Raw genomic sequence first — 22,406 nt, 5'->3', positions numbered from 1 at the left:
TCGGCAGTAGTCCCGCCTGGCCCGGTGAGGTATGCCCGTTTGTGGCTATGATCACCTCGCCGGAATGGGAGGGGTTGTGCTTTCTCCAGGTGAGAACTTCGCCGGGTACGTGATCGAGCGAGAGCTGGGGCGCGGCGGCATGGGGGCCGTGTACCTGGCCCGGCATCCGCGGCTGCCCCGGTGGATCGCGCTGAAGGTGCTGAACTCGGAGTACCACGGCGACACCGCGACTCACACCCGCTTCGAACGCGAGGCCGACCTCGCCGCGCGGCTCAATCACCCCGGCGTGGTCACCGTGTACGACCGCGGTGTGGAGCACGGGCGGCTGTGGATCGCCATGCAGTATGTCGACGGCACCGAGGCCGAGGCGGTGACCGATATGTCGCCCGAGCGGGCGGTGGAGATCGTCACCGCCACCGCCGACGCCCTCGACTACGCGCACCGGGTGGGCGTGCTGCACCGAGATGTGAAGCCCGCCAATATCCTGCTGGCCCGGGAGACCCGGGAACAGCAGGCGGGGGTGCTGCTCACCGACTTCGGGATCGCGCGGCTGCAGGAGGACACCGGGCGCCTCACCGGTTCCGGCTCGGTGATGGCGACGCTGGCCTACGCCGCTCCGGAGCAGCTGCAGAATCACCCGGTCGACCACCGGTCGGACCAATACTCGTTGGCCTGCACGCTGTTTCGGCTGCTGACCGGGGTGCCGTTGTTCCCGGCCGCCGATCTCGGGGCCATCGTCAAGTCGCACCTGTACGACAGGCCGCCATCGGTCGCGAGCCTGCGGCCCGGGCTGCCCACGGCGCTGGATCCGGTGCTGGCGCGGGCGCTGGCGAAGAATCCGGAAGAGCGATACCCCTCGTGTTCGGAGTTCGCGGCGGCGGCGCAGCGGGCGCTGGCGGCCGGGGTCGCGGCGGGCCCGGGGCAAGCCCCCACGCGGGCGCGGGGCCCGGAAACCCCTGCCCGCCGGGCGAATTCACCGGCCGTCCGCCGGGGGAATCCGGGCGCGGTTCGATCGGCGCCGGTCGCGCGCCGGGCGGCGCCGGCGGAGACCACGGGGCAGCGGCGGGTGCCACAGTCCTCGGTCGCATTGCGCTCGGGACGGCTGGTCGACATCCCGGACCTGTTCGAGCCGCCCACCGGCCGGCATCTGAAAGCGCCACCGGCGGAGGCGACTTCGCCGCGGTCGGTGCGCCGCTGGCCGGTCGGGGTGCGGACAGTGGTGCTGCTCGGCACCTGCCTGACGGCCGCGCTGGGGCTGGCGGTCTTCCTGTTCACACCGTTGGGCAAGTCGGAGAAGCCGAAGGAACCCGTCGCCGAGATCGGCGAGATCAGTGCGCAATTCCCGGGACTGGTTCCCCGGCCGCCCGAGCTCGGCGCGGGTTATCGCGCCGCGAGTTGCCGGGTGGTGGATCACGACACCAAGGATTTCCTGCCGCCGTGGGCCTTCGAAGGGTGGTCGGCGGCCTGGGACTGCCAGTACTCGGCCGACCACGATGTCCGCGAGTACGTCCTGTTCGCCTACGGTTCGGGCGCCGCGGCCCGCGCGGTGGCGAATCGAATCCGCCCGGCGGGCAGCACCTTCGAGAACCTCTCCTTCAAGGAGTACTGCGGCGCAAAGCAATACACCAATCTGCGCTTCGATTCCGTTCCGGACGTGCCCTCCACCGCCTTCGCCACCACCTTCTTCGACGATCCCGCGCGGGAGAAGTTCCTGCTGTACACCCGGGGCAATCCGGCCACGCCCAGCGGTGTGGTCGACTGGTGGAAGTCCCTGCCGCTCACCCGATCCTGATCGATGGCGACGAGCGCCACACCGCGCGGGCCTCGGACCAGCTGGAACGTACTGCTAGGTTCGACAACGGGACAGCGGAAGGACGCGTCATGTCGAATCGGTACGCGCGGATCGCCTTCTCGGCAGCGGCGCGGGAACGTCAGAAGATCGCGGGGAGCTACCGGGACTACGGCGCCCAGCTCGAGAGCGGGCGCGACGAGCCGCAACCGCTCGAGCTGCGTGAGATGGGATTCATCCGCGCGGCCGACTCCTTCTTCCTCGGCACCGCCACCCCGGACGGCTGGCCGTATATCCAGCATCGCGGCGGCCCCAAGGGTTTCGTCCAGGTCCTCGACGAGCGCACTCTCGCCTTCGCCGACCTGTCGGGCAACCGCCAGTACGTCACCGTGGGCAACCTCACCGAGAACGACCGTGTCGCCCTGTTATTCATCGACTACCCGGTGCGCGAGCGGCTGAAGGTCTACGGCCGTGCCCGCATGGTCGAGCGCACCGAGGATCCCGAGCTGGTCGACCGGGTATCGGGGGCATACACCGGCGCGATCCAGAAGATCGCCGAGCGGGCGATCGTCATCACCGTCGAGGCCTACAACTGGAACTGCGTCAAATACATCCGCCCCCGCTTCACCAAGGAACGCCTCGACGAGGCCATCGCCCTGGAACGTCGCTACGCCGCCGCCGAACAACAGCGGCTGACCGCGGAGATCGAGGATCTGCGCCGCGAAAACGAGTCGCTGCGCGCGCAATTGGCCGCTGCCCAGGTCACCGCAGGATGATGCGGTGCGGGCCAGATCGTCCCGCCGGTCAGTGGTGACCCGGCCCCGCGTGGTCCGAGGCGGAGTCCTGATCGGCCCGGAATGCCGCGAGATCAACTGTCGGCGCGTCGCCTGACGCGGCGACGAACTGCTCTCGGGTCACGAATCGCTTTCCCGCGCCGGCCGGGATGTCCGCGTCGGCCGGAGTGTCATCGCGTTCACGATTCGCGGCGGCCAGTACCGCGGCGAGCAGGCCGGGGAGGGCGGTATCCAGGTCGGCGGAGCGCAGGCGCAGGTGGGTGTTGCCGTCGAGGGTGACGCGGGCGGTGACGCCGGCCTCACGCAGGATCTTGAAGTGGTGGGCGGCGGTCGATTTGCTGATGCCGTCGTAGGTCAGGCTGCAGCGCAGCGGGGTGCCGGCATTGGCCAGGCGCCGGACGATCTCCAGGCGGATCGGGTCCTGTAGTGCGCCGAGCACCGCGGGCAGCGGGGCCACCGCGGGCAGCGCTTCGGTGTCGGGCATGAGCTACCTCACTCGGATACCTAGTTTGATAATCGTCGAACCCCGCGTAGGGTTTGGTTCGATCACAATCAAACTTACCTGATGGAGGGTTCGATGGCATCGGCAACGGTGGTCGAGACTCGAGCCGAACAGGGCAGCCAGACCTGGGCCTACGCCCTCGTGCTCGCGGCCAGCGGTGTGGCACTGGGCGTTTCGGGCGCACCGGCCCCGCTGTACGGGATCTATCAGCAGAGCTGGCATTTCTCCCCGCTCACCACGACCTTCGTCTTCGCCGCCTACGCGGTCGCGGCGCTGGGCGCGGTCCTGGTGTCGGGGCGGATCTCGGACGTGGTGGGCCGCAAGCCGGTCCTGCTGGGCGCGTTCGCGCTCATGATCGTGGGCCTGGTGGTGTTCCTGCTCGCCGACAATGTGGCCATGCTGCTGCTGGCCCGGGCGGTGCACGGGGCCGCGGTCGGCGCGACTGTAGTGGCGGGCGCGGCGGCCCTGCTGGATCTGCGGCCGCAGCAGGGCGCGCGGTCCGGGCAGCTGTCCGGGGTGGCCTTCAATGTCGGAATGGCCGTGGCGATTCTGGGTTCGGCGGTGCTGGCCCAGTACGCGCCGCATCCGCTGCGCACGCCGTATGTGGTGATCACGCTGGTGTGCGTGCTCATCGCGGCGGGCGTGCTGGCGCTGCGGGAGCCGCACGGGGCGCGGCAGAAGCAGCGCATCACCATTGCCAAACCGGCTGTGCCGCAGGAGATCCGCGGTGACTTCTGGTTCTCGGCGCTGGGCGTGATGGCGGCCTGGTCGGTGCTGGGCGTGCTGCTGTCGCTGTATCCGTCGCTGGCCTCGGCCAAGACGGGCATCCACAATCTGGTCTTCGGCGGCGCGGTGGTGGCCTCGACAGCGACCGCGGGTGCGATCGCGCAGGCCATCGCAGGCGGGATTCCGGCCCGGCGCGCGGCCATCGCCGGCGATATCGGCATGGCGATCGCGCTGGTGATCACGATTCCGGCACTGAACACCCACAACTGGGTGCTGGTGCTGCTGGCCGGATTCGCCCTCGGCGGCACCTTCGGGCTCGGCTTCGGCGGATCGCTGCGGCACCTGTCCAACGTTGTCCCGCAGCACAAGCGAGGCGAGACCATGTCGGCCTACTACCTGCTGGCCTACTCGGCCATGGCGGTGCCGACCGTGGTGGCGGGCTGGGCGGCCACCACCTGGGGGCTGAGCACGGTGTTCCCGTGGTTCGTGGTCGTGGTGGCGCTGGCGTGCCTGGGTGCCGCCGGTATCGGGCTGCGCCGCAATGCAGAGGCCGCGGAGGTGGAGGAGCCCGTGCAGGCAGCGACGGCCGCCTGATTTCCCGAATGGCTGTGCCTGCGTCCGCCCGGTGACCCTGTGTCGCCGGGCGGACGCCGCATTCGGCGCCAGGCGGATACGGCGCTGCTGCCGGTCGGATGCGGTGCCGGCGCCGGGTCGACTCTGTGCTGCTGCCGCGCAGGCACACCACATTCTCGGTGAAACGGTTTGGTGTGTCGCGATTTTCGGGTGCGCGAAGTCGCGGTGGAATTGTCGCATCCGATGCGTGACCGGGCCGGGGTCGCTATTGTTCGGCTATGCGGCGGTGGAGGTTCGGTGGGGTGGTGAGCCGGACGGTACACCGGTCGGGTCTGATGGTGTCGGCGGTGGTGGCCGTGCTCGGCGGGCTCGCCGTCGCGGGCGTCACCTGGTGGGTGCTGTGGCACTTCCTGGGTGCGCGGGCCGAGACGCCGAATCAGCTGGATCTGAGCAAGATTTCGCTCGCCGTGACGGCGGGTGTCTTCGGAGCGATCGCCCTGGTGGTGGCCTACCGGCGGCAGCGTGATGCCGAGCGCGGGCGCTTCGCCGATGTCTTCGGGGCCGCGGCCCGCCAGCTCGGGGATCCCGATGTGGCGGTGCGCATCGCCGGGGTCTACGCCATGGCCGGGGTGGCCGACGAATTCTCCGCCCGCTGGCGGCGGCAGCAGTGCGTGGACGTGCTGTGCGGGTACCTGCGGCTGCCGTATCAACCGGAGGAGGGGGCCAGCCACCTGGTCTCCAAGTCGCAGCGCATCGAGGATCACGGCACGGCCGTGGAACGGGTGTACACCTATCGCCAGAACGATCGGCAGGTCCGCGACACCATCGTGCGGGTGATCGCCGAGCATCTGCGGCCCGCTGCCGAAACACCATGGTGTGGCTGTGATTTCGACTTCTCCGACGCCGTGTTCGAGGACGCCGACTTCCGGCACGCCGTCTTCGCGGGCCGCAATACCCGCTTCACCAACGCCATGTTCCTCAGCGGCCGCACCGTGTCCTTCGAGCAGACGCGGTTCCTGGGGGAGCGGGTCACCTTCCGCGGGGCCATCTTCCGCAGCATGGCCGTCTTCGACCGGGCGGTCTTCGCGCACACCGAGGTCGACCGGACCGACCGCGAGAATGCCGGAGCCACCTTCACCGAGGCCACTTTCGGTGGCGGTGTGAGTTTCGAGGGTGCGCAATTCCGCGGCGCGCGAACGGCATTCGACCGCGTCACCTTCGCGGGCGAGCCCGCCGTCTTCGCCGAGGCCGGCTTCGGCGCAGCCCTGACCACCTTCGAACGCGCCGTGTTCGACGGCGACCGGGTCAGCTTCACCGGTGCCGAATTCACCGGCGCGCGGGTTACTTTCGCCGGTTCCCGCTTCTACTCCGAGTCCTGTTCCTTCGACGGCACCCGGCTGGGCGCGCAGGTGCGGTGGCGCACCGGTCGCACCCGGGAGGTGTCCTTCGCCCGGGCCGAGTACCACGGGAAGGTCTCCTTCGCCGATGCCGTGTTCGCGGGGCGGTCGGTGATCTTCGCGGGTGGCGACTTCTTCGGCGACATCTCCTTCCGCCGCGTCTCCTTCGACGCGCGCGCCATCACCTTCGAACAGCCCCGGGCGTGGGTCGGCGTCCACTTCGACTGGGACGCCAGCCCCGCCACCAAACCGGCCAATATCACCCCGACGCCCTGGCCGCCCACGGTCGCCGAGTCCACCCCCGAACTCGCCTCCTGAGCCCGTCGCGGGCTGTTCGCCGGTTTTGCCCGAAGCTCACCGGTGGGATAGCTTGCAGACGAGTTGAGTTGAGACAGGGGATTGTGTGGTGGGGAGCCACGGCGTCGGCTGGGTTGCCGGTGTGGCGGTGCTGCTGCTCTGCCTCGCGGCGATGGTCGCGAGCCGGGCGCGGCGGACACCGCATCGGGCGAGCCGCGGGACGCGCGCGGTGGCAGCGGGCTCGGCCCTGGTCGGCTGGGTGCTGGTGTTCGGCGCGATGACCGCCGTGATCTCGCCGCTGCCCCGGGACACCGTCGCGGGCAAGGCGATTGCCGCGCCACCGGAACTCGTGCAGGCCGGGCTGCCGACCACCTCCGCCAAGCCCGACGCCCCCGATCCCATGGCCGCGCTGAAGGCGGGGGACTGCGTCGAGGTGCCCATCCAGCAGGCCAAGGACGCCACCGGCGCTCCGAGTTGGAAGGCCGGCTCGCCGGAGCCGTCGGACTGCAACTCGGTGGACGCGAACTACCGGGTGCTGCAGATCGGCCCGGACCCCTGCTCGGGCCCGCTGTACACGCTGGAATCCGCGCCCAAGGACAAGACCGGCAAGGCCCGCTACCACCTGTGCCTGACCTTCGACTGGCGAACCGGAGTCTGCTACGACACCGCCGATATGGACGTCCCGTCCAAGGTCGCCTGCGGGACTCCGGGTGACCACATCGTCCAGGCGACCGCGGTACTCGAGGGCACCACCTCGGGTGCGGGCTGTCCGCGCGACGGCCGTGGCGCGGTCTGGGTGGTCTGGAACAAACTCGAGCTCACCGTGTGCTTCCGCGGCGGCGACGACCCGGGGAAGTGACCGCGATTACCGCTCGCGCCGTCCGACGGTGATGAGGTCGGGGATCAGCCACGACGGCAGCGGCCGGGTGATCTTGCGCTGGTCGACGACCTCGAATCCGGCGTCCTGCAGCAGTTTCCGGGTTTCGCGCGGTGAGGGCGCGTGGGCCGGGAAGCGCGGGCTGCGGGTGAGCCGCTGAATGGGCCGGGAGGTCGGGCCGGAGGGATGCATGGTCGCGATGGCGACGAGCCCGCCGGGGGCCAGCACCCGATGGAATTCGCGCAGCGCGACCGGATGATCGAAGAAGTGGAAGGCGCTGGTGCTCACGACCGCGTCCAGTTCGCCCGCGGCGAAGGGCAGATGCTCGGCCGCGGCCTGCCGCCACTGCACGGCCGCGGAGCGGGCGCGGGCCTGGGTCAGCATGCCCGGCGAGGCGTCCACGCCGTAGACGGCCTCGGGGCGCAGTTCGCGCTGGATGCGGGCGGTGAGAATGCCGGTGCCGCAGCCGATGTCGGCGATGCGGCGCGATCCGGCGGTGCGGAGTTCGGCGAGGACCTGATCCTGCGGCGGGCGGTAGACGACCTGCTGCAGGGCAGCGGTGTCGTAGGCGCGGGCGACGTTGCCGAAGAACTGCGTCACCACATGATTGCAGGCTCGATTACCGGTGGTCAGCGATGTGCTCATGGATGCTCCTGTCCGGCCTCCATGGAAGCAGATTTCGCACTGTCTGGGAAGGTGCGATGGAGTAGCGTCGGGCGCATGAGGATTCGTGGTGCCGTCCTGGAACGCATCGGGGCCCAGACGCCCTTCGCTGACTCGAAGCCGATCACCATCAGCGAGCTGGAGCTGGGCGAACCCGGACCCGGCGAACTGCTCGTCAAGATCGAGGCGGCCGGGCTGTGCCACTCGGATCTGTCCGTGGTCGACGGCAACCGGGTGCGGCCGGTGCCGATGCTGCTGGGCCACGAGGCATCCGGCCGCATCGAGGCGGCCGGCCCCGGCGAGAGCGACCTGCGCGTCGGCCAGCGGGTCGTCATGACCTTCCTGCCCCGCTGCGGCGAGTGCGCCGGCTGCGCCACCGACGGCCGCACCCCCTGCGAACCCGGCAGCCTCGCCAACAACGCGGGCGAATTGCTCGCCGGCGGAAGGCGATTGCTGCGTGATGGCGCGGAAGTCCATCACCACCTGGGTGTTTCGGCCTTCGCCACGCACGCAGTCGTGGACCGCCGCTCGGTGGTCCCGGTCGACGACGATGTCCCGCCCGAGGTGGCCGCCGTCCTCGGCTGCGCCGTCCTCACCGGCGGTGGCGCCCTGCTGAATTCGGCCAAACCCGGTCCCGCGGATCGCATCATGGTTGTCGGCCTCGGCGGCGTCGGCATGGCTGCCGTCCTGGTCGCCGCCGCCCTCCGCGCCGGCACCGACCGCGAGGTCATCGCCGTCGACACCGTCTCCGACAAACTGAAGACCGCCCTGGAACTCGGCGCCACCGCCGCCTACACCCCCCAGGAAATCGCCGCCGACAACATCCAGGCCGAGGTGGTCATCGAAGCCGCGGGCAATATCCGAGCCTTCGAAACCGCCGTAGCCGCAACAGCTCCCGGCGGCGTCACCGTCACCGTGGGCCTCCCCGCCCCCGACGCCCGCGCCTCCATCTCCCCCCTCGCCCTGGTAGCCCAGGGCCGCGCCATCATCGGCAGCTACCTCGGCTCCGCCGTCCCCGCCCGCGACATCCCCGAATTCGTCCGCATGTGGCGCGCGGGCAGCCTCCCCGTCGAACGCCTCGTCTCCTCCCACATCCGCCTCGAAGACATCAACCAGGGCATGGACGAACTGGCCGCCGGCCACGCCCTCCGCCAGGTGATTCTCTTCGACTGACCCGCCCGATCCCGGCGCAGTTCAGAGTTCGGCCTGTTCGGCGGCCCATGCCGCAATCTGTGTGCGCGAGGTGAATCCCAGTTTGGTCAGGATATGTTCCACGTGTGCATTGGCGGTGCGTGGCGAAATCGCCAGCCGGGCCGCGATCGCCCGGTTGGTCAGGCCGTCCGCAACGAGATCGGCGACCTGGCGCTCACGCTTGGTCAGTTTTCCTCCGGAGTGGAGGGGCGGCGCGGCCGCTTCGGCTTGCTCGCCGAGCGCGAAGCCCGCTGCGGCATCGAAACTCAGTGCGGCGCCTTCCTGATGGGCCGCCTCGAAGGCACGCGCGCCGAGTATCTCGCGACTGCGGCGGGTGAATTCCTCGTGGTAGACGAGCATATTGGGCAACATCGAGATGGAGCTGCCACCGATGCGGCTCAGCGTATCGGCGGCGCCCAGCAGGGTAGCGGCGCGGCGGGCATCGCGCTGCTCGGTCGCGATCCAGGCCAGCGCCTCCAAACAGATGGTGGCGACGACCGGATCGGACACCAGCCGGGCCGCTCGAATTCCCTCCTGCAACAGAGAGGTGGCGCGATCGGGCTCACCCGTTCGCCACACGGCGAATCCCATTGCCCACAGCACCCACGACCGATACACCGTCTCACCGGCGGATTCGGTGATCGCGAGCGCCTTCTCGAGGCCCGCGAGAGCCCGCGGGATGTCGCCCTGTTGCGCGTAGGCCCAGCCGAGCGAAATCCGGGCGTCCAGCTGCGATTTGAGGTCACCGGATGCCTCGTAGATGTCGATGGCATCGGCCAGCAGGGCGGTACCCGCACCAGCCGGATTGTCAGCACCGCCCGTGAGGAAATAGTTTCCTTTGGCGTGGGCGAGCAGGGCCGTGACCAGTGGGTCCGCCGTCTGGTCGGCCAGGGCCTCGAGCTGCGCCACGTGCTCGGCGGCGGCCGGTAGGTCACCCTGCAGGACGGCCATCGTGGCGGCCCCGCAGCAAGCCTTGGCCCGACCCAGCGGCGGTGCATCGGTCGATTGGGCCAGCGCGCGCTCGTACCAGCGACGTCCCTCGCTGAGCCGCCCACGCAAGGTCCAGAACATGTACAGGGCGGTGACGATCCGCAGCGCGGTTTCGCCCGACTCGGACAGACTGAATTCCAGCGCGTTTCGCAGATTCGGCAGTTCCCGCTCCAAGCGGGCAATCCACTGCAGCTGGTGCGGGCCGATCCATTCCGCTTCCACCTGGAGTGCCAACTGCACACACCAATCCCGATGCTGCCGAACGTATTCCGGGTACCTCCCGCTGTCCTCGGCTTGTTCCCGGCCGTATTCTTGAACGGTTTCGAGCATCCGGAAGCGGACCGTGCCCCCGGTTTCCTCGCGGATCAGGATCGATTTGTCCACCAGCGCGGACAAGGTGTCGAGCAATTGGGTCTCGGTCAGTTCGGTGCCGCATACCTGCTCGGCCGCATCGAGCTCGAAAGTGCCTGCGAACACCGACAGCTGGTCCCACAAGCGCCGCTCGGCCGGTGTGCACAGGTCATAGCTCCAGTCGATGCACCACCGCAGGGTCTGCTGCCGCATCGGGGCACCACGACTCCCGCGAGTCAAGAGCGCATAGCGGTCGTCGAGCCGGGTCAGGATCTGCTCGGGCGACATCGTGCGCAGCCGGGCCGCGGCCAGCTCGATCGCCAACGGTAGCCCGTCGAGTCGAGCGCAGATCCCGGCCACGCTGAGCATGGAGTCATCGGTTACCTCGAAGCCCGGCACGGCCGCGGCGGCTCGCTCGGCGAACAATGTCACCGCGTCGTGGCGGGTCACCACGCGCAGCCCGGGTTTGCTCGCCATATCGGGAATCCCCAATGGCGGCACCGCGAACACCGATTCCCCGCCGACGCCGAGTGCCTCTCGACTGGTCGCCAGAATCCGCACTTGCGGGCAGGTCCGGAGCAGCGATTCGGTCAGCCCCGCGACCGCTTCGATCACGTGCTCGCAGTTGTCCAGTACCAGCAGCAGATTGCGCTCGGACAAGAACTCCAAAAGCACCTCGAGCGTCGGCCGGGCACTCTGGTTTCGCAGACCGAGAGCGGTGGCCACGACGTCGACCAAAAGTGTTTCATCGTGCAGATCACTCAACTCGACCAATTGCACACCGGCGGTGAAATTTCGCTGCACCTTGTCGGCGACGTGCAGCGCGAGCCGTGACTTGCCGACCCCGCCCATACCGGTCAGCGTCACCAGACGTGATCCCGCCAGCAGGTTCTTGATTTCGGTCAGCTGGATCCGCCGGTCGACAAAGCTGCTCAGCTCGAGCGGCAGGTTCCCGGTACGACTTTCCGCCGCGGGCACCGACGTGACAACCGATGCGTGCTCGGCTGCTGGTTCGGGCGGCAGCGTCATCGCATCGACCCGGAAACCGTGATCGCGCTCTACCTGACGCAGTTGCTCGCCCAACTCCGCGGCGGTGGGGCGGCCGCGTGGTTCACGGGACATGGCCGCCGCGATCACCGCGGAGACGTCGTCGGGAATTCCTTGCTCACGCAGATCCGGTACTGGTTGCTGGGTGATTCGCAGAAACTGCGCGACGACCTCCTCGCCGCTGCGGCGTTCGAAAGGCGCATGCCCGGTCAGCGCACAGAACAGTGTGGCGCCCAGCCCGTATACATCCGAGGCCCGGCTCGGGGGGTCACCACCGAGGACCTCCGGTGCGGTGAACGCCGGTGATCCGGTGATCGTGCCGGTCGCGGTTTCGAATCCACCGGTGATGTGGGCGATCCCGAAATCGGTCAACGCGGGCTCACCGTAGTCGGTGAGCAGGATGTTTCCCGGCTTGATATCGCGGTGCAGCACCTCGGCTCGGTGCGCGGTTTCCAGCGCCCCGGCGATCTTCACCCCCAGGTGCAGCACCTCTGCCAGCGACAACGGACCGTCGCGGCGCAGACGCGTATCCAGGGACCCGCGAGCGTGATAGGGCATGACCAGGTAGGGGTGACCACGTGCGGTCTCACCGACCTCGAGCATGTCGACGATGTTCGGGTGCCCGGTCAGCCGCCCCATTGCGCGTTGCTCGCGAAAGAAGCGCTCCCGATTCTCGTCCAGCTCGCCGGTCAGCACCTTCACCGCGACCGTGCGACCCGCAGCCGGCTGGGTGCAGCGGAACACCGCCCCGAAACCGCCCCGCCCGATCTCCTCGGCCTCCTCGAAACCCGCAGCACGCAACTCCGTGACGACATCGACATCACGCTGCGTCATGAACAGATCTCTCTCGACCATCGGCCACTCGTGATCTCCCCACCGGGCACCCGCCACAATATCCCGACTGGTCCGTTCGCCGCACGCCGTTCGCGCTCGCCAACGCCCGGCAGGCAACACTACTGACGCAAAGTGGGAACGGCACTATCGCGAAGGCACATTCGTGCTCTCCGGACGGCAGCTCCCCCGGACCGGTGGTGTGATCCTGGCGACGACCCGGGCACCATCATGGGGCTGCATTGTTATCGATCGGGTCGTCCATGTCACCACGACTCTCAGGTGGCCGTTTGCCGCGCTATTCGATTGAGGCAAATGGCTTTGCAGCCCGAGTGCGCCCGTCAAGCCCGGCGCTGCGGCACAGATGTGCGCCGAGCGTGCACGATCCCGGCGACCAATTCGCCTGCTGGGCCAGACAATTTGCGCGGTGGACGCCAGACGGCGCGCAGCGTGCGATGCAGCTCGAGGCCCTCGATGGGGATAGCGCGCAGGCCGCCACGGGCGAGTTGGTCCTCGACGGCGAGGGTGCTGACGACGGCGGGGCCGACGCCACCCAGGACGCTGGTGCGGATGGCCGCAGCGCTGCCGAGTTCGAGCAGAGGTTCGGCGCGAGGGTATTCGGCGAGAGCGATGTCGAGGGTGCTGCGGGTCCCGGAACCAGGTTCGCGGGTCACCAGCGGGGTGGCGGCCAGTTCGGCGACGGTGAGCGGACGGCGGCGGCGCGCCCACGGATGTGCCGGATCCACCACCGCGACGAGGCGGTCAGCGGCGACGGTGACGCTGTGCAGCCGGTCCGGGACCGAGGGACTCTCGACGAAGCCGAGGTCGCATTCGCCCGCCGCCAATCGGTCGAATACCTGCCGCGAATTCTGCACCTGCAGATGGACTTTCACGTTGGGATGGAAACGGCGGAATTCGCCGAGCCAGACCGGCAGCAGGCACTCGGCCACCGTCATGCTCGCCGCGATGGTGAGTTCGGCCTCCTGGTCGGTACGCAACGCGGCCGCCGCATCCAGCAGCCGATCCACGTCCGCCAGTACTTCGCGCGCCCAGTGCACCACCACCGTCCCCGCCGCGGTCAATGTCGACCCGCGCGGGCTGCGCTCGATCAACGCCAACCCCAGCTTCCGCTCCCATTCCCGGACTGCCCGGCTGGCATTCGGCTGCGCCATCCCTACCACGCGCGCTGCTGCTCCGAGACTGCCGTGATCGTCGATCGCGACCAGCACTTCGAGAAGTCCCAGGTCAAGTCTATCGGTGGACATGGCGAAATCATATAGGATCACCAAAACCCATATCATCTTGATATGTGATGATGTCATATTCGCGACTACTGTGCCCGGACGCATCCCGTCAGCCTGGGAACCATGACGCGCCTCGATCCGCCACCAGACCCACGACACGCACAGTTCCGCGGCCCCGTCGGCACGCGCGATACGAACGACCCGGTGTCAGCTGGTACCGCAGGTAGGGCAGACGCACCCGGAGTGGAATCCCCGGCCGTGGTGCCGGCGTCTGCCGCCGAGCCATCCCCGCGGTCGAGATTGCTCAGCGAGTTGGTCGAATGCTGGCCGGGGCTGGCGCTGACGTCCGTGGTCGTGGCATTCGTGCTGCTGATCTCTCGGTGGCTGCCGACCGTGAGCCCGCTACTGATCGCGATCGTGATCGGCGCGGTGCTGGCCAATGTCGTCGCGCTACCGCCGCGGTTGAAGCCGGGACTGCAGTTCTCGTCGAAGCGCCTGCTGCGGGTGGGCGTGGCGCTGCTCGGTATACAGCTGACTTTCAGCGACATCCTCGGGCTCGGGCCCGCGGCGATCGCGGTGGTCGTCGCGATCGTCACCCTCGGCATCGGCGGCACCATGCTGATGGGCCGGATGCTGGGATTGAGCTGGACCCAGCGGCTGCTGATCGCCTGCGGATTCTCCATCTGCGGCGCCGCGGCGGCGGCCGCCGCCGACGGCGTGGTCGATGCCGAGGACGAAGAACTGGTGACCGCAATTGCGCTGGTCGTGGTCTTCGGCACCATCCTGATCGGCGTGATCCCATTGCTGTCGCACGCGATGGGGCTGAGTGCCGAGACCAGCGGCATGTGGGCGGGGGGTGCGGTGCACGAGGTCGCGCAGGTCGTGGCGACCGGTGGAGCACTGGGCGGGGCCGCGCTGACCGTGGCGGTGATCGTGAAGCTGGCCCGCGTGGTGCTACTGGCCCCGGTGCTGGCGGTGCTGGGCTGGCAGGTGCGTCGGCGCAACCGCGATCGGGCCAACGCTCGCACGGTTCCGCTGATCCCGCTGTTCGTTGTCGCCTTCCTGCTCTGCGCTGCGGTCCGCACCACCGGCATCCTCCCGGCCGGCATGCTCGGCCCGATCAAACTGGCACAGACCGCCCTACTCACCGCCGCCATGTTCGCCCTCGGCACCGGTGTCCACATCGCCGCCCTGCGCCGGGTCGGCCCGCGGCCGCTGATCCTCGCTACCCTGTCCACGGTATGGGTTTCCAGCATCGCTCTGGCCGGAGCCGTGCTCGCGCAGTGACCTATTTGCCGCCGGGCTCGAAAATCCCGGTGTCACAGTAGATTTCCGGGACCGCTGGATCGACCGCTGCCGGCATGTGCACCCAAACACGACGCTCGATATTGGTCCGCACCCCTTGGCGCAGCGGAGTTGCCGTCATCGCGGAGCCTTATCACAGCACTGCCGATTCCGCGGGGAGGCCACCGGCTGGGCCGCGGCCCGGACCGCCGGATCGGGGGTGAGCGTCGGTCGGTGTCCGTCCGCCGAGATCTCGTGGCCGATCGTATATTCGCGACCGTCCATGTCGAATGTCAGTGGCAGATCGGCCATCTGACGGCCGGTGCAGTCCTGGACCGTCACCGACGGGCTATCGGGCGACAGTACGAAACCGCCGATGTCGATGGTGGTGATCACGGATTCGGCAGCGACGGTCGCCCGCCACTGCCGAATCCGAGCCGGTGTCCGCGGCAGCCGGAACCGCCGCCGCGGACACGGCGACCGCGGCGAGCGACGCGACACCGATGGCCAGTGCTGTTGTGCTGATAAGCATCTCGTTGCTCGCCCTCGGTGATTCGCGCCGGCGGGGAGCGGGGGTACTTCCCCTCGTGCGCGTGACTTGTGCGGCGCGCGCCGCCTGTCATCGGTCGCCGTGCAGACAACGGTCGACGACAGGCGGTTCGGCCGCGGATTCTCTACCTGCTCGGCGCGGGCGCTTGCGCGGGATCTTTGCAGTAGGCGGTTTCGGGCGGGCAGGGGGCGAGGATCGTGGAGAAGTATTGGATCGCGGAGAACAGTGTGATGGGCCCGCCGGCGACGACGAGTCCGGCCATCGTTCCGACGGCACCGAGGGTGGCGGCACCCAGGACACAGCCCGCGATGGTGGCGCCGACGAAGGGGACGAGCAGTGCCATGACGGGACTGGTGAGCACGGCACCGGCGGCCGCACCGACCAGACACCCGACGCCCGCGCCGAGTACGGCGCCCAGGACCGCGCTGACGGCGGCGCCGATGGCTGCGCGCTGGGCGAACACGCCGAGGGCTTGGGTGTCACGGGGGGTGAAGGATTCGGCGACCTGGGTGGCGGCCCGATCGGCGGTGATGGTCTGGTCGGGGGTGACGGCCTGCGCGGCCGGCACGGGTTGTCCGGCGGTCTTGTCGGGGGTGAGTGTTGCTGTGCCGCCGTCGATTCGGGCGGCGATCGGGTAGGCGGTATTGTCGATGCGGTAGGTGAGCGGGATCGCGGCGACCGGCTGCTTGTCGCGGGTGGTGAGGACGAGTTGGTCTGCGGCCAGCTGGAGTTCGCCTCCGCTGATGGTCAAGACCGCGGCCTCGCCTCGGCGGGTGACTTCGTAGTGCACCGCGGTGGTGTCGTCGGTGGGTTGCGCGGTCGCCGTCGCGGTGGCGAGTGCGAGTGCAGCCGTCGCGAGCACGGCGGTGGTGGTGGTTTTCCTCATCGGTTCCTAACTCGGTTCATCGGGGTGTTGTGGTGGTGGAATTCGTTGTGGGTGAGGTCAATTCGGCGAGGCGACGCAGCCCGGCCGGATAGGCACGGCGGCCGAGCGCGAGGACCGCGATCGCGCCGAGGTAGGCGAGGGGCACCAGCCGGAGCGCGGCGGCGAGTCCATATCGGTCGGCGAGCACGCCCACGACCAGTGGCCCGAGTGCGAGCCCGAAGATGTTGTTCGCCAAGGTGACCGTCGCGAGGGCGGTCGCCCTCAGGCTCGGGTGGGTGAGGCTGGTGACCATCGACGCCGTGGCTCCCGCCGATCCGGCCGCGGTCAGTGCGCCCAGCGCCAGGATCGTCAACTGCATCGGACCCGTGCCGAGGCTGAAGGCGGTGGTCAGCAGAACTAGTGAGATCGTGCAGTAGGCCAGTGCGCTGTTCCATTGGCGGACCGGATGCCGGCGTCCGAGGCGATCGGTAAGGATGCCGCACCCGATCATTCCGGTCCCGATGAGCAGGACATACGCCGAGGCCACGAATCCGGCGCGGTCGGAGGGCATGGCATAGGAGCGGTTGAAGAAACTCGGCAGCCAGGCCATCAGTACCGCTGCGACGAACAACTGCAGGCCACCACCGAGATAGGCGCACCACAGCGATACCGAGGAGAACAAGCTCGACAATGGCGCTCGCGCCATCCCACCCGCAGCTGTGCCGATGGGGTGTGTCGACGCGGATTCGGTGACCGTATGCGTCCGCAACGCGGATTCGGTCACCAGGATTCGGAAGGCGCCGACCAGCAGCAACCCCACCCCGGCCATGAGGGCGAAGGTCCAGCGCCAGCCGATGTGGGAGGAGACGATGCCGCCCAGCGCGACACCCAGGACGGATCCGAACGAGCCACCGGCGAGAAAGGCCCCGCTCAGCGAGGCCCGCAGATGCGGGGCGAACACCGCGAGCATCACGGCGGCTCCGACGCTGCCGTAGGCGGCCTCCCCGACCCCGAGCAGGAACCGCGCGCCCAGCATCTGTCCGTAGCTGCCCGCGAGTGCGCACAGCAGGGTGGCCAGACTCCAGATGGTCGCCATGACCAGCAGGCTGCGCACCCGGCCCCAGCGGTCCGCCGCCAGCGATAGCGGGAACGCCAACAGTCCCACCATCAGGGCCACGATGCTGCTCAACGATCCCAGCTGCGAATCCGTCAGCCCCCATTCGGATTTCAACATCGGGAAGACTGCCGCGAGTACCTGGCGGGACATGTAGTCCGACAGCAGTAATCCGAAGGTCAGTCCGAACACGATCCACGGAAAGATCCGCGAGCGGGTTCTCGATGCTCTCGTGGCCGTCGTCGACGGGTCGGTGGGGGTGGTGCAGATGTCCATGGCGCTTCCTCGAGCCTGGTGGAACCGATGGGACCGGCTCGGCGGAGCCGGTCCCATCGACGAACAGATACGCGATGGGCGGACCGCCGTGCGCGGCCGGCGCCCTCGCGCGAAAACTCAAGCGTGGTACAGGAATCCGACCTGGCCGGGCTGCCGGTTGGGCGGGTATCCGATCTTGGCCAGCGCCTCGTCGGTGTCGGCGTAGACCTGGTCGAACAGGTAGATGTCGCGCGCCTCCTTGCAGGAGGCCACGCCGCGGCCGAGCTCGTCGGCAATGCGGACCATCTGCTCGATCTGTTCGACCGAGGTACGTCGTTCGCCCTTGCGGCCCCACAGGTTGTCCTCGATGCCGACTCGGACGTGCTGGCCCAGCGCGATCGCGATGGTGCACATCGGGGTGACATTGCGCATGATCGTTTCGATGGTCAGCACCGCGCCGTCCGGAGTGCGGCGAATGAACTCGAACAGGTCCGCCGGATGCAGGCCCGCCGCGCCACCGCCGATCGCCACGTAATTCAGCACCAGCGGGCCGGTGTAGAGGCCGCGCCGGATCAACCGCTCGACGGTCTCGAGCTGATGCACCGAGCCGAGCATGAAATGCGGCTGGATACCCGCCGCGGTCAGTCGGCGCAGATGCTCGAGATAGAACTCCGGCCCAGCCTCGACCACCATGTCGCGATACGCCCTGGCCAGCATCGGGTTCTGCAGCGAGGTGCCCGCGATATCGTCGTCGCTCAGCAACTCCATGACGTTCATCTGGCTGGTGTTGATGGCAATGGTGACCTGATCCGGTTTCGGATCCAGCTCTGCCAGCAGGTGGCGGGTGTCGTAATCCAGCCATTTCGCCTGGTCGCCGCCTTCCGGTGGCGCGAACGAAATCGAACCGCCGACCTGGAGAATCATCTCCGGTACCGCTTCGCGCAGGCGGCCCAGCATCTCGTTGAACAGTTCGAGCCGCTTCGACCCGTGTCCATCGGCTTCCCGCACGTGGACGTGCAGCACCTGTGCGCCCGCGTTGTAGCAGTCCACCGCCTTCTGGATCTGCTCGTCCATCGTCACCGGAATGTCGTCGGAATCTCCTGGCAGGAATTCCGGGCCGTAAGGCGCTACCTGGATGACCAGTTTCTCCTGGTTCTCCGGTAGTAGCGAATCGTCGAGATAGTGCATGATCGTCCTTCCTGATTCTGGTGAGTTGCGCGTTGCGGCAGCGGATTCACCGCTGTTGCGCGCGGCGACGCTCGAAGGCGTCGAGTTCTTCGGCGAGCACTGGGACCCCGATGTTGCACGCGTGAATGCCCAGCACACTGGTCAGCTCGAGGACGGCGAGGATCTCCTCGCGGGACACACCGAGCTCCAGGGCGGCGCGAATGTGGCGGCGCACGCCCGGCGAGTACATGTGGGTGCACGCGGCGTCGACCGCGATGCTCAGCAACTCCACGAACTGCGGGGACAGCACGCCACGGCGGACCGGCAGCGTACCCATGGACATGAATTGCTCGGTCCACTCCGGGTCCCAGTCGAACAGCTTGTCCCACAACGGATTCCATGCTCCTTGGGCGCGCATGGCGTCGACGGCGGGCGTGGGCGCGGGCTCGGTGGTCACGGGCAGCTCCTGTGATGCGATGAACGTGATCGCCGTCACGGTATGCGTGCGCGAGTCATCATGTTTGACTGAGCGGGACCGAAAGCTTGACAATCTGGGACAGCACGAAGGAAGGATGCCGATGGCTCCGATGGTCCGAAGCGCCGTCCTGTCCGGCTATGTCGATTTGACCCTGTCATTGGGAATCGACCCGATGCTGATGTTGCGATCGGCGGGCATCGGCGCCGCAGCGGTCAGCGCCAGCGATACCTGGCTGCCCGCCCCCGCGGTGGATCTGCTGTTGGAACGCACTGCGCGCGAAGCGAACTGCGAGGAATTCGGCCTACACCTGGCCGAGCGTCGCAGCTTGGCCAACCTCGGGCCGGTCGCGCTCGTCGCCCGCGAGGAACCCGATATTCGCAGTGCCCTGCAGATCGTGCTCCGCTATATCTCCCTGCACAATGAGGCGCTGCGCACCCGCCTCACCCAGGCCGACAGTCTGACCACCATTCACGTCCAGGCCGCACCCGGAGCCTCGCTCGGTCGGCAGGCCACCGAGCTCACCGTCGGTGCCACCTGCCGCATCCTGCGAGAGCTCCTCGGCCAGTCCTGGCATCCGCTGTCGGTCTGCTTCACCCACGGCGCACCCGAACAGCGCGGCGATGCCCACCGGATCCTCGGGCCCACAATCGAATTCGAGCAGAGCTTCAACGGCATCGTGTGCTACACCCGCGACCTCGACACCGCCAACCCGCTCGCCGACCCCCTGCTCCGCCCCTATGCCCGTGAATACCTGCGATCCCTGACCCCGGTCGGCGAATCCACCGCCGAGCAAGCGCGCGCCATCATCGAAACACTGCTGCCCACCCATCAGTGCTCGGCCGCCACCGTCGCCGCCCGCCTCGGCATCGACCGTCGAACTCTGCACCGATACCTGGCCCGCAGCGGAGAAACCTTCACCACCCTCCTCAACGCCACCCGCCTCGACCTCGCCCACCGCTACCTCACCCACCACGACCGCACCCTCACCGCCATCGCCACCGAACTCGGCTTCTCCGAACTCAGCGCCTTCTCCCGATGGTTCCGCCACCACACCGGCCACAGCCCCACCCACCTCCGCACACCCCGACTCCGGCAGGACGCAGCTGCGGCCGCGGCTCACCGGAAGCTCCCGGCGGGCTCACAGGGTTCATTGGACTCCGGGGCGCTGAATGGTCAGCGTGACCACATCACTCCAGGACAACCCGCCAGTGGTTCCGCCGCCGCCCGCGGCGCTCCGTGAGACCGGACGGTTCGACAGCAAGACCGTCGAACGTGCCGGTCTGGCCGCGCTACTTATCGCGACGGCGGTGATGTATCTGTGGAACATCACCATCAATGGGATGGGCAATCAGTTCTACGCCGGGGCCGCGTGGGCCGGGTCGAAGAACTGGGAAGCGCTCCTGTTCGGTTCACTGGATCCCGCGAACTTCATCACCGTCGACAAGCCGCCGGTGTCGCAGTGGGTGATGGGGCTGTCGGGGCAGATCTTCGGATTCTCCAGTGCCAGCATGCTGATTCCGCAAGCCCTGATGGCGGTGGCCGCGGTGGGGCTGCTGTACGGCGCGGTGCGGCGGCTGACGGGTAGCCATTACACCGGGCTGCTCGCCGGAGCCGCGCTGGCGTTGACGCCGGTCGCGGCGTTGATGTTCCGGTTCAACAACCCGGACGCGGTCATGGTGTTGCTGATGATGGCCGGCGCGTACGCCACGGTCCGCGCTCTCGAACGCGCCTCGACCACGTGGATTCTGCTGGCCGGTGTGGCGCTGGGGTTCGCGTTCCTGGCGAAGATGCTCGAGGGTCTGATGGTGCTGCCCGCACTGGGGCTGGTCTATCTCGTCGCCGCGCCGAATCCGATCCGCGCCCGCATCGTGCAGCTGGTCGGGGCGCTCGTCGCGCTGGTGGTGTCGAGCGGATGGTACGTGCTGGTCACGCTGCTGTGGCCGGCGTCGAGCCACCCGTATCTGGCCGGCTCGACCGACAACAACTTCATGAATCTGGTGCTGGGCTACAACGGCTTCGCCCGCGTGCTCGGGCGCAACCACCGCGGTGCTCCGGGCGGCGGCGCGCCGCACGACCCGACCACCGCGGCACCCGACCTGACCACCGCGGCACCCGATCCGGCCGCCGCGGCGGACACGGCCGCGCAGGCCGGTCCGGGCGGACACGGCGGCGGCTTCGGTGGCTTCGGCGGGCAGGTCCGCGGCGTGGGACGCCTGTTCACCGGTGAATTCGGCTTCGAGATCGGCTGGCTGCTGCCGGCCGCGCTGCTGGCCATGGTGCTGGTGCTGGTCTCGCGGGGCCGGGCGCCGCGCACCGACCTGGTGCGGGCGGCCGCGATCCTGTTCGGGCTGTGGATCCTCATCGACGGCGGCGTGCTCAGCTACATGAGCGGCACCGTGCACCCGTACTACTGCCTGTCGATCGCACCGGCCGTGGCCGGCATGTTCGCGGTCGGCATCCACGAGATGTGGACCAGGCGCGACACCATCCTCGGCCGCTTCGGCCTGGCCGCGCTGGTGGCGACCACCGGTGTGTGGAGTTTCGTCCTGCTGCACCGCAACAGCGGCTGGTTCCCCGAACTGCGCTGGGCGGTTCTGGCACTGACCGTCGTGGCGACCGTGCTGCTGGTGCTGCCGTGGGCCCGGAACAACCGCCGCCTCGCCGCCGCGGCACTGGCGCTCGGCCTGTTCGCGAGCCTGTCCGGCGCGACCGCCTACTCGATCGCCACCATCGCCACCCCGCACAGTGGCGGCGGTCCGACCGTCGGCCCGGCGAGTGCCGCGGGCGGCCGGGGCGGTGGCTTCGGAGAGTCCCAGCCCAACCAGCAGCTGGCGGCCCTGCTGAAGACGTCCGACTCGACGTGGGCGGCCGCGATCAACGGCTCCTCCGCCGCGGCGGGCCTGGAGTTACAGACCGACAAGGCGGTCATGGCCATCGGCGGCTTCTCCGGCAGCGATCCCACCCCGACCCTGGCGGAGTTCCAAGCCGATGTGAAGGCCGGCAAGATCGGCTACTACATCGTCCAGAACAACAACGACCGTGGCGGCAACGGAAACGGCAACGGCGACAATGGAAACGGCAACCGTGAGCCCGCCACCCCCGCCGCCGGAGGCGAGCGCAACCGGCAGCAGGGCGGCGGCCAGAACCCCGCCGATCAGCCGACCCGCCAAGGCGCCCAGCCCGAGCAGGGCGCGCAGGGCGCCCCGGGCAACCAGGGTGGCTTCGGTCGCAACCAGCACACCGACATCACGGACTGGGTGACCGCAACCTTCACCCCCCAGCAGATCGGCAACACCACGGTCTACAAGCTGACCGGCTACACCGGCTAGCCCACCGACCCGAAAGGCCGGGCGTGCAATGGAATCCATTGCGCACCCGGCCTTTCGAGTCCCGGTCGGCCGGGATATCGAACGGCGCACGG

The 22,406-nt window shown here is 68.6% G+C and carries 17 protein-coding genes; 9 read left to right on the top strand and 8 right to left on the bottom strand.

The window, feature by feature from the left end; genetic code table 11:
- Nucleotides 1-76: 76 nt before the first annotated feature.
- Nucleotides 77-1,792, top strand: a complete 1,716-nt coding sequence (locus ACFXN1_RS20510) for a protein kinase (protein WP_379440314.1) — start codon at nucleotides 77-79, stop codon at nucleotides 1,790-1,792.
- Between the two features lie 89 nt (nucleotides 1,793-1,881).
- Complete coding sequence (locus ACFXN1_RS20505) at nucleotides 1,882-2,565, top strand: pyridoxamine 5'-phosphate oxidase family protein (RefSeq protein WP_379440316.1); 684 nt, start codon at nucleotides 1,882-1,884, stop codon at nucleotides 2,563-2,565.
- Nucleotides 2,566-2,593: 28 nt separating this feature from the next.
- Here ACFXN1_RS20505 and ACFXN1_RS20500 read toward each other — a convergent pair whose 3' ends face one another.
- Nucleotides 2,594-3,067: an ArsR/SmtB family transcription factor gene (locus ACFXN1_RS20500; RefSeq protein WP_379440317.1), complete on the bottom strand. Its 474-nt coding sequence runs from the start codon at nucleotides 3,065-3,067 to the stop codon at nucleotides 2,594-2,596.
- Between the two features lie 93 nt (nucleotides 3,068-3,160).
- On the opposite strand from ACFXN1_RS20500, the gene ACFXN1_RS20495 reads away from it, so the two are divergent.
- From ACFXN1_RS20495 to ACFXN1_RS20485, 3 genes are all read left to right on the top strand, one after another.
- A complete protein-coding gene (locus tag ACFXN1_RS20495; RefSeq protein WP_379421334.1) occupies nucleotides 3,161-4,405 on the top strand; it encodes an MFS transporter in 1,245 nt (414 codons plus the stop codon).
- Between the two features lie 257 nt (nucleotides 4,406-4,662).
- Nucleotides 4,663-6,099 (top strand): pentapeptide repeat-containing protein, encoded by a 1,437-nt coding sequence (locus ACFXN1_RS20490; protein WP_379463645.1) that lies wholly within the window; start codon nucleotides 4,663-4,665, stop codon nucleotides 6,097-6,099.
- An 88-nt stretch (nucleotides 6,100-6,187) separates the two neighbouring features.
- Complete coding sequence (locus ACFXN1_RS20485) at nucleotides 6,188-6,937, top strand: hypothetical protein (protein ID WP_379443074.1); 750 nt, start codon at nucleotides 6,188-6,190, stop codon at nucleotides 6,935-6,937.
- A gap of 6 nt (nucleotides 6,938-6,943) precedes the next feature.
- Here ACFXN1_RS20485 and ACFXN1_RS20480 read toward each other — a convergent pair whose 3' ends face one another.
- The gene (locus tag ACFXN1_RS20480) at nucleotides 6,944-7,600 is read right to left on the bottom strand and encodes a class I SAM-dependent methyltransferase (RefSeq protein WP_379443072.1); all 657 of its coding nucleotides are present in this window, start codon (nucleotides 7,598-7,600) and stop codon (nucleotides 6,944-6,946) included.
- Between the two features lie 75 nt (nucleotides 7,601-7,675).
- Here ACFXN1_RS20480 and ACFXN1_RS20475 point away from each other — a divergent pair, with 75 nt between their 5' ends.
- The gene (locus ACFXN1_RS20475; protein WP_379443071.1) at nucleotides 7,676-8,791 is read left to right on the top strand and encodes an alcohol dehydrogenase catalytic domain-containing protein; all 1,116 of its coding nucleotides are present in this window, start codon (nucleotides 7,676-7,678) and stop codon (nucleotides 8,789-8,791) included.
- Nucleotides 8,792-8,812: 21 nt separating this feature from the next.
- On the opposite strand, the gene ACFXN1_RS20470 is transcribed toward ACFXN1_RS20475, so the two are convergent.
- Both ACFXN1_RS20470 and ACFXN1_RS20465 read right to left on the bottom strand, forming a co-directional pair.
- A complete protein-coding gene (locus ACFXN1_RS20470; protein WP_379443070.1) occupies nucleotides 8,813-12,052 on the bottom strand; it encodes a protein kinase in 3,240 nt (1,079 codons plus the stop codon).
- A 317-nt stretch (nucleotides 12,053-12,369) separates the two neighbouring features.
- Entirely contained in the window at nucleotides 12,370-13,293 is a 924-nt protein-coding gene (locus tag ACFXN1_RS20465; RefSeq protein WP_379443068.1) for a LysR family transcriptional regulator, read from the bottom strand.
- Nucleotides 13,294-13,476: 183 nt separating this feature from the next.
- On the opposite strand from ACFXN1_RS20465, the gene ACFXN1_RS20460 reads away from it, so the two are divergent.
- On the top strand, nucleotides 13,477-14,559 hold the full coding sequence (locus ACFXN1_RS20460; RefSeq protein WP_379443067.1) for a YeiH family protein: 1,083 nt from the start codon (nucleotides 13,477-13,479) through the stop codon (nucleotides 14,557-14,559).
- Nucleotides 14,560-15,230: 671 nt separating this feature from the next.
- Here ACFXN1_RS20460 and ACFXN1_RS20455 read toward each other — a convergent pair.
- From ACFXN1_RS20455 to ACFXN1_RS20440, 4 genes are all read right to left on the bottom strand, one after another.
- Nucleotides 15,231-15,992 (bottom strand): hypothetical protein, encoded by a 762-nt coding sequence (locus ACFXN1_RS20455; RefSeq protein ID WP_379443064.1) that lies wholly within the window; start codon nucleotides 15,990-15,992, stop codon nucleotides 15,231-15,233.
- Nucleotides 15,993-16,008: 16 nt separating this feature from the next.
- Nucleotides 16,009-17,361, bottom strand: coding sequence for an MFS transporter (locus ACFXN1_RS20450; protein WP_379443063.1), 1,353 nt, complete (start codon nucleotides 17,359-17,361; stop codon nucleotides 16,009-16,011).
- 117 nt (nucleotides 17,362-17,478) lie between these two features.
- The gene (locus ACFXN1_RS20445; RefSeq protein ID WP_379443061.1) at nucleotides 17,479-18,528 is read right to left on the bottom strand and encodes a 3-keto-5-aminohexanoate cleavage protein; all 1,050 of its coding nucleotides are present in this window, start codon (nucleotides 18,526-18,528) and stop codon (nucleotides 17,479-17,481) included.
- Between the two features lie 46 nt (nucleotides 18,529-18,574).
- The gene (locus tag ACFXN1_RS20440; RefSeq protein WP_379443060.1) at nucleotides 18,575-18,964 is read right to left on the bottom strand and encodes a carboxymuconolactone decarboxylase family protein; all 390 of its coding nucleotides are present in this window, start codon (nucleotides 18,962-18,964) and stop codon (nucleotides 18,575-18,577) included.
- Between the two features lie 121 nt (nucleotides 18,965-19,085).
- On the opposite strand from ACFXN1_RS20440, the gene ACFXN1_RS20435 reads away from it, so the two are divergent.
- Both ACFXN1_RS20435 and ACFXN1_RS20430 read left to right on the top strand, forming a co-directional pair.
- Entirely contained in the window at nucleotides 19,086-20,225 is a 1,140-nt protein-coding gene (locus ACFXN1_RS20435; RefSeq protein ID WP_379443059.1) for an AraC family transcriptional regulator, read from the top strand.
- Complete coding sequence (locus ACFXN1_RS20430; RefSeq protein WP_379443057.1) at nucleotides 20,155-22,314, top strand: ArnT family glycosyltransferase; 2,160 nt, start codon at nucleotides 20,155-20,157, stop codon at nucleotides 22,312-22,314. The genes ACFXN1_RS20435 and ACFXN1_RS20430 overlap by 71 nt, the downstream gene beginning before the upstream one ends.
- Nucleotides 22,315-22,406: the final 92 nt, after the last annotated feature.

The sequence above is a fragment of the Nocardia sp. NPDC059154 genome (assembly GCF_042755705.1).
Classification (GTDB): domain Bacteria; phylum Actinomycetota; class Actinomycetes; order Mycobacteriales; family Mycobacteriaceae; genus Nocardia.
The sequence above is the reverse complement of the archived record's forward strand: the minus strand, read 5'-3'. Positions and strand labels throughout refer to the sequence as shown.

Bases quoted from the DNA above. Each gene is read 5' to 3' on its own strand.
- ACFXN1_RS20455 (WP_379443064.1), bottom strand. From the start codon at position 15,992: ATGAGGAAAACCACCACCACCGCCGTGCTCGCGACGGCTGCACTCGCA.
- ACFXN1_RS20495 (WP_379421334.1), top strand. From the start codon at position 3,161: ATGGCATCGGCAACGGTGGTCGAGACTCGAGCCGAACAGGGCAGCCAG.
- ACFXN1_RS20480 (WP_379443072.1), bottom strand. From the start codon at position 7,600: ATGAGCACATCGCTGACCACCGGTAATCGAGCCTGCAATCATGTGGTG.
- ACFXN1_RS20475 (WP_379443071.1), top strand. From the start codon at position 7,676: ATGAGGATTCGTGGTGCCGTCCTGGAACGCATCGGGGCCCAGACGCCC.
- ACFXN1_RS20430 (WP_379443057.1), top strand. From the start codon at position 20,155: ATGGTCAGCGTGACCACATCACTCCAGGACAACCCGCCAGTGGTTCCG.
- ACFXN1_RS20505 (WP_379440316.1), top strand. From the start codon at position 1,882: ATGTCGAATCGGTACGCGCGGATCGCCTTCTCGGCAGCGGCGCGGGAA.
- ACFXN1_RS20435 (WP_379443059.1), top strand. From the start codon at position 19,086: ATGGCTCCGATGGTCCGAAGCGCCGTCCTGTCCGGCTATGTCGATTTG.
- ACFXN1_RS20465 (WP_379443068.1), bottom strand. From the start codon at position 13,293: ATGTCCACCGATAGACTTGACCTGGGACTTCTCGAAGTGCTGGTCGCG.
- ACFXN1_RS20490 (WP_379463645.1), top strand. From the start codon at position 4,663: ATGCGGCGGTGGAGGTTCGGTGGGGTGGTGAGCCGGACGGTACACCGG.
- ACFXN1_RS20500 (WP_379440317.1), bottom strand. From the start codon at position 3,067: ATGCCCGACACCGAAGCGCTGCCCGCGGTGGCCCCGCTGCCCGCGGTG.
- ACFXN1_RS20450 (WP_379443063.1), bottom strand. From the start codon at position 17,361: ATGGACATCTGCACCACCCCCACCGACCCGTCGACGACGGCCACGAGA.
- ACFXN1_RS20445 (WP_379443061.1), bottom strand. From the start codon at position 18,528: ATGCACTATCTCGACGATTCGCTACTACCGGAGAACCAGGAGAAACTG.
- ACFXN1_RS20470 (WP_379443070.1), bottom strand. From the start codon at position 12,052: ATGGTCGAGAGAGATCTGTTCATGACGCAGCGTGATGTCGATGTCGTC.